We start from the raw sequence: 6,000 nt of genomic DNA, 5'->3' as shown, positions 1-6,000 counted from the left end.
TCCGCCCAGTCCTCCACTTTCAACACCCTCCAAGACTCAGGAGGGGGTCAACTTTCGGAGAACCCCAGGGGGTCAGTCTTCAGGAGGCGGCGACAGCACCAGCCGGTCGTACGGCACACCGTCGAGCAGCGTCGTGCGCAACGCGACCGCGCCGCCGAAGTCGTGCGCGACCACGGCGGGTCTGCGCCCGTCGGAGTCGAGGCCCCAGTGCCGGAGCAGACCGGTGAACACCTCCTGCTGCGCGGCCAGGGACACGTCCTGCCCGGCGCGCATCTCCGACTGCCCGTAGCCCGGCATGTCCCAGAGGTACACCGTGTGGCCGGCGGAGAGGCCGGCGGCGACGTCGCGCCAGACGTGGGAGGAGAACGGCGTTCCGTGCAGCAGGACGACCGGCGGGCCGGCGCCAAGGCGGGTCCAGCGCACGACGCCGTGCGGGCTGTGGTACTCCTCGGTGAGCTTCGGGGCCAGGTTCGGTGCGGTGGTCATGTCGGCTCCTTCGTCGCGTTACCGGTAGAACCTCGATGACGGTAACAGGCGGGACGTTACCGGTTCAATTCCTCAGTGGGTAACGTTGCGCCCATGCCGTACGACCGACCAGCAGCACCCGAGCCGCTCGCCCGGGTCGAGGAGTTCTGCAACTCGGCGAGGTTCCTGTACGACGAGGACGCCTGGGCCGACCTGCCGGACGCGCGGGAGTGGCTGGTCGCGCACGCCGGAGCCGCGGCCGCGGCGGAGCTCGACGACGACGGCCTGCCCGGACTCCTCGAGCTGCGGGAGGCGATCCGGGACCACCTCGAGGGCTCGAACGCCGCCCACGTGCACGACGTCCTGAACGCCCACGCCGAGCGGTCGCTGCGGCCGCCGCGGTGGAACCGGGACGGCACGCTGCGGTTACCGCCGGCGGACGGGTCCGCACTCGGGGAGTTCGCCGGTGACCTGCTGGCGTCGCTCGCGGTCGAGGAGCTGGCCGGCCGGCGCGACCGGCTCAAGGTCTGCGCCTCACCGGACTGCAGATGGGTCTTCTACGACCGGTCCCCGGGCAACAAGGGGGTGTGGTGCAGCATGCGCACCTGCGGTGCCCGGCACAAGATGCGGGCGATGCGCGAACGACGGAGCGGAGAAAGCGCGGGAGCCTGACCCTAGGGTCTGTCCTGCTCCCCGCCGCCCCGCTCCGGGCGCCGGCGGAGGTACCGCTCGAACTCCTTGGCGATCGCCTCGCCGGTGGCCTCCGGCAGGTCGGCCGCGTCGCGGGCCTGCTCCAGCGACTGGACGTACTCCGACACCTCGGTGTCGTCGCGGGCCAGGTCGTCCACGCCTCGCTCCCACGCGCGGGCGTCCTCGGGCAGGTCGCCGAGCGGCACCGTGAGGTCCAGCAGGTCCTCGACCTTGCGCAGCAGGGCGAGGGTGGCCTTCGGGCACGGGCTGGACGCGACGTAGTGCGGAACTGCCGCCCAGAACGACACCGCCGGAAGGCTCTCGCTGTGGCAGGCCTCCTGCAGGACGCCCAGCACGCCGGTCGGACCTTCGTACGTCGGCGCCTCCAGGCCCAGGGCCGAGGCGAGCTCGGGATCGGTGGCGCTCGCGGTGACCGGGATCGGCCGGGTGTGCGGGCTGTCGGCCAGCAGCGCGCCGAGCAGGACCGCCATCTCCGCGCCGAGGCTGTCGGCGACGTCCAGGATCTCCGCGCAGAACTGCCGCCACCGCATGTTGGGTTCGATGCCTCGGACCAGGATCACGTCGCGTGGCGCGTCGGGCGGCCGGGCGACCATGACCCGGGTGGAGGGCCAGGTGATCCTGCGTACGCCCTGCGCGTCGGCGCCGACCGTGGGCCGGTTGACCTGGTAGTCGTAGTAGTCGTCGGACCCCAGCTCCCCGAGGGGCTGGGCCTTCCACACCTTCGCCAGGTGGTCCAGTGCGGAACTCGCCGCGTCCGCGGCGTCGTTCCATCCCTCGAAGGCCGCGAGGAGGACCGGGTCATCCAGCTCCGGCGTGCCTTCGAGCTCGAGCACGTGGATCGTCCTCCCTGTTGTCGGTGTCCGACGCCGCACGGTGCCGGACCCGCCAACTATGCCGGACCCGCCGGACACCACCTCCGATAGCCTACGTGGCTGCGCCGTCACGCACGTCGCGACGTGCCGACCGCCACCCGCGAGTGATCTCGAGGTCCAAGATCTCGGAGTCCAAGAACACGGTCCGGTGGGTGGACGCCCGGGTACGCTGGTGGCGGTCTGTCCCGATCAGCCGATCAACAAGGAGCGACCCTCGTGAGCAACACCTCCGCCACTTTTCGTCAGGCGCTTCGTGAGCGCGTCCTCGTGGCGGACGGCGCGATGGGAACGATGTTGCAGGCCCACGACCCCACGCTGGAGGACTTCGAGGGTCACGACGGCTGCAACGAGGTCCTCAACATCACCCGGCCGGACATCGTGCGGTCGGTGCACGAGCCCTACTTCGAGGCCGGCTCGGACTGTGTCGAGACGAACACCTTCGGCGCCAACTTCGCCGCACTGAGTGAGTACGGCATCGCGGACCGCGTCCACGAGCTGTCCTTCGCCGGCGCCCGGCTGGCTCGCGAGGTAGCCGACGCCTACTCCACTCCCGACCGTCCCCGGTGGGTGCTGGGCTCGATGGGGCCGGGCACCAAGCTGCCCTCGCTCGGGCACGTGCCGTACGCCGTCCTGCGCGACGCGTACCAGCAGAACGCCGCCGGCCTGATCGAGGGCGGTGCCGACGCCCTCATCGTGGAGACCTCCCAGGACCTTCTGCAGACCAAGGCGGCGATCCTCGGCGCGAAGCGGGCCATCGCGAAGCTGGGCGCCGACGTGCCGGTCATCGCCTCGGTCACCGTGGAGACCACCGGCGCGATGCTGCTCGGATCGGAGATCGGTGCCGCGCTGACCGCGCTGGAGCCGCTCGGCGTCGACGTGATCGGGCTCAACTGCGCGACCGGTCCGGCGGAGATGAGCGAGCACCTGCGCTATCTCGCGCAGCACTCTTCCACCTTGTTGTCCTGCATGCCCAACGCCGGGCTGCCCGAGCTGACCTCCGACGGCGCGCGCTACCCGCTGACGCCGGAGGAGCTCGCCAACGCGCACGAGAGCTTCGTCGCCGACTACGGCCTGGCGCTGGTGGGTGGCTGCTGCGGCACCACTCCCGAGCACATCCGCCAGGTCGTCGAGCGGGTCGGCGGGCGGGAGCTCGCGCCTCGTTCGCCCCGCCGTGAGCCGGGCACGTCCAGCCTCTACCAGCACGTGCCGTTCCGGCAGGACACGTCGTACCTCGCCATCGGCGAACGCACCAACGCCAACGGCAGCAAGGCGTTCCGCGAGGCGATGGTCGCCGGCCGCTGGGAGGACTGTGTCGACATCGCCCGGGCACAGATCCGGGACGGCTCGCACATCCTCGACCTGTGTGTCGACTACGTCGGCCGCGATGGTGTCGCCGACATGCGCGAGATCGCGTCCCGGCTGGCCACCGCCTCCACGCTGCCGATCATGCTGGACTCCACCGAGCCGCCGGTGCTGGAGGCCGGGCTGGAGGCGTTCGGCGGCCGGTGCGCGATCAACTCCGTCAACTTCGAGGACGGCGAGGGACCGGAGAGCCGGTTCGCCCAGATCATGCCGCTGGTGCGTGAGTTCGGCGCCGCGGTGGTCGCGCTCACCATCGACGAGGAGGGCCAGGCGCGTACGGCGGACAAGAAGCTCGCCATCGCCGAGCGCCTCATCGACACCCTCACCGGACAGTGGGGGATGAACGAGTCCGACATCCTCGTCGACTGCCTGACGTTCACCCTCGCCACCGGGCAGGAGGACAGCCGCAAGGACGGCATCGAGACCATCGAGGCCATCCGCCGGCTGAAGCAGGCGCACCCCGACGTCCAGACGGTGCTGGGTCTGTCGAACATCTCCTTCGGCCTCAACCCCGCGGCCCGTCAGGTGCTCAACTCCGTCTTCCTGCACGAGTGCGTGCAGGCCGGCCTGGACGCCGCGATCGTGCACGCCAGCAAGATCCTGCCGATCGCCCGGATCCCGGAGGAGCACCGCGAGGTCGCCCTGGACCTGGTCTACGACCGCCGGCGGGAGGGCTACGACCCGCTGACGCGGCTGCTGGAGCTGTTCGCCGGGGTGAAGACGTCGGACACCAAGGAGAGCCGGGCGCAGGAGCTCGCGGCCCTTCCGCTGGGCGAACGCCTGCAGCGGCGCATCGTCGACGGCGAGGCGAACGGCCTGGAGGCCGACCTGCAGGAGGCACTGGACTCCGGCCGGCCCGCCCTGGAGATCGTCAACGACGAGTTGCTCTCCGGCATGAAGGTGGTCGGTGAGCTGTTCGGCAGCGGCCAGATGCAGCTGCCGTTCGTGCTGCAGTCGGCCGAGGTGATGAAGACCGCGGTCGCCTACCTCGAGCCGCACATGGAGAAGACCGACGACGAGGGCAAGGGCACGATCGTGCTGGCCACCGTCAAGGGCGACGTCCACGACATCGGCAAGAACCTCGTCGACATCATCCTTTCCAACAACGGCTACAACGTCGTCAACCTCGGCATCAAGCAGCCGGTCAACCTCATCCTGGACGCCGCCGAGGAACACCGCGCGGACGCGATCGGGATGTCCGGCCTGCTGGTCAAGAGCACCGTGATCATGAAGGAGAACCTCCAGGAGATCAACAGCCGTGGCAAGGCGGACAAGTGGCCCGTGCTGCTCGGTGGTGCGGCACTGACCCGCAGCTACGTCGAGCAGGACCTCGCCGAGCTGTACGAGGGGGAGGTCCGCTACGCCCGGGACGCCTTCGAGGGACTGCGGCTGATGGACGCCGTGATGGGGGTGAAGCGCGGCGTTCCCGGCGCCGAGCTGCCCGCGCTGCGCAAGCGGCGGGTGAGCTCGGCCAAGGTGACCGAGACCGCGCCGGAGGACATGCCCGCGCGTTCGGACGTACGCACCGACAACCCCGTGCCCACCCCGCCGTTCTGGGGTGACCGGGTGGTCAAGGGCATCCCGCTGGCCGACTACGCGTCGATGCTGGACGAGCGGGCGCTCTTCCTCGGCCAGTGGGGGCTCAAGCCCGGCCGCGGGAAGGACGGGCCGAGCTACGACGAGCTCGTGGAGACCGAGGGACGGCCGCGGCTTCGTGCCCTGCTGGACCGCGTACAGACGGAGGGGCTGCTGGAGGCCGCGGTGGTCTACGGCTACTTCCCCGCGGTGGCCAAGGGCGACGACCTGGTGGTGCTCGGTGACGGCGGCGACGAACGCTGCCGGTTCACGTTCCCCCGGCAGAAGCGCGACCGGCACCTGTGCCTGTCGGACTTCTTCCGGCCCGAGGAGTCGGGGGAGACCGACGTCGTCGGCTTCACCGTGGTGACCATCGGCTCGCGGATCGGCGAGGAGACGGCGAAGCTGTTCGCCGGCAACCACTACCGCGAGTACCTCGAGCTGCACGGCCTGTCGGTGCAGCTGGCCGAGGCGCTGGCGGAGTACTGGCACGCCCGGATCCGGGCCGAGCTCGGCTACGCCGGCGACGACGACAACGCCGACCTGCAGGCGATGATCCACAAGCTCGGCTACCGCGGCGCGCGGTTCTCCCTGGGGTACGGCGCGTGCCCCGACCTGGAGGACCGGGCCAAGATCGTGGAGCTGTTGCGGCCGGAGCGGATCGGCGTCACGTTGTCGGAGGAGTTCCAGCTGCACCCGGAGCAGTCGACCGACGCGATCGTCGTGCACCACCCCGAGGCGAAGTACTTCAACACCTGAGTTCGCCCGGAGACGATCCGCGAAGATCCGTCTCTGATCGTCACGACACGGCCGGGTGCCGCTAACGCTGAGGCGTCGGCACTCGGCCGTTCGGGTGACCGGGTCGGCTCGGCAATCACCGCTCCAGGGTGCCGGGCGGCTTGTGGGCGGCTTGCGGTGCTTCGCCGGATTTCGGGAGAGATCCCACGCTCGCGAGCCCGGCAACCCGCTGTACTTTCGGCGTACTCTCCGTACTCCCGAGGATTTGTTGTGCAAT

At 70.2% G+C, this 6,000-nt stretch carries 4 protein-coding genes; 2 read left to right on the top strand and 2 right to left on the bottom strand.

Annotated features, from left to right (window positions below):
* Positions 1-72: 72 nt before the first annotated feature.
* Complete coding sequence (locus ABZV93_RS14085) at positions 73-486, bottom strand: alpha/beta fold hydrolase (protein WP_354934810.1); 414 nt, start codon at positions 484-486, stop codon at positions 73-75.
* Between the two features lie 93 nt (positions 487-579).
* Between ABZV93_RS14085 and ABZV93_RS14080 the strand changes: the two genes are divergently transcribed.
* Entirely contained in the window at positions 580-1,137 is a 558-nt protein-coding gene (locus ABZV93_RS14080; RefSeq protein ID WP_354934807.1) for a CGNR zinc finger domain-containing protein, read from the top strand.
* Positions 1,138-1,139: 2 nt separating this feature from the next.
* Here ABZV93_RS14080 and ABZV93_RS14075 read toward each other — a convergent pair whose 3' ends face one another.
* A complete protein-coding gene (locus ABZV93_RS14075) occupies positions 1,140-2,009 on the bottom strand; it encodes a PAC2 family protein (RefSeq protein ID WP_354934804.1) in 870 nt (289 codons plus the stop codon).
* A gap of 255 nt (positions 2,010-2,264) precedes the next feature.
* Here ABZV93_RS14075 and metH point away from each other — a divergent pair, with 255 nt between their 5' ends.
* A complete protein-coding gene (gene metH, locus ABZV93_RS14070; protein ID WP_354934801.1) occupies positions 2,265-5,744 on the top strand; it encodes a methionine synthase in 3,480 nt (1,159 codons plus the stop codon).
* Positions 5,745-6,000: the final 256 nt, after the last annotated feature.

This window comes from Actinopolymorpha sp. NPDC004070 (genome assembly GCF_040610475.1).
Classification (GTDB): Bacteria; Actinomycetota; Actinomycetes; order Propionibacteriales; family Actinopolymorphaceae; genus Actinopolymorpha.
Note: the sequence above shows the minus strand (reverse complement) of the source record. Positions and strands in the feature narration are given on the sequence as shown.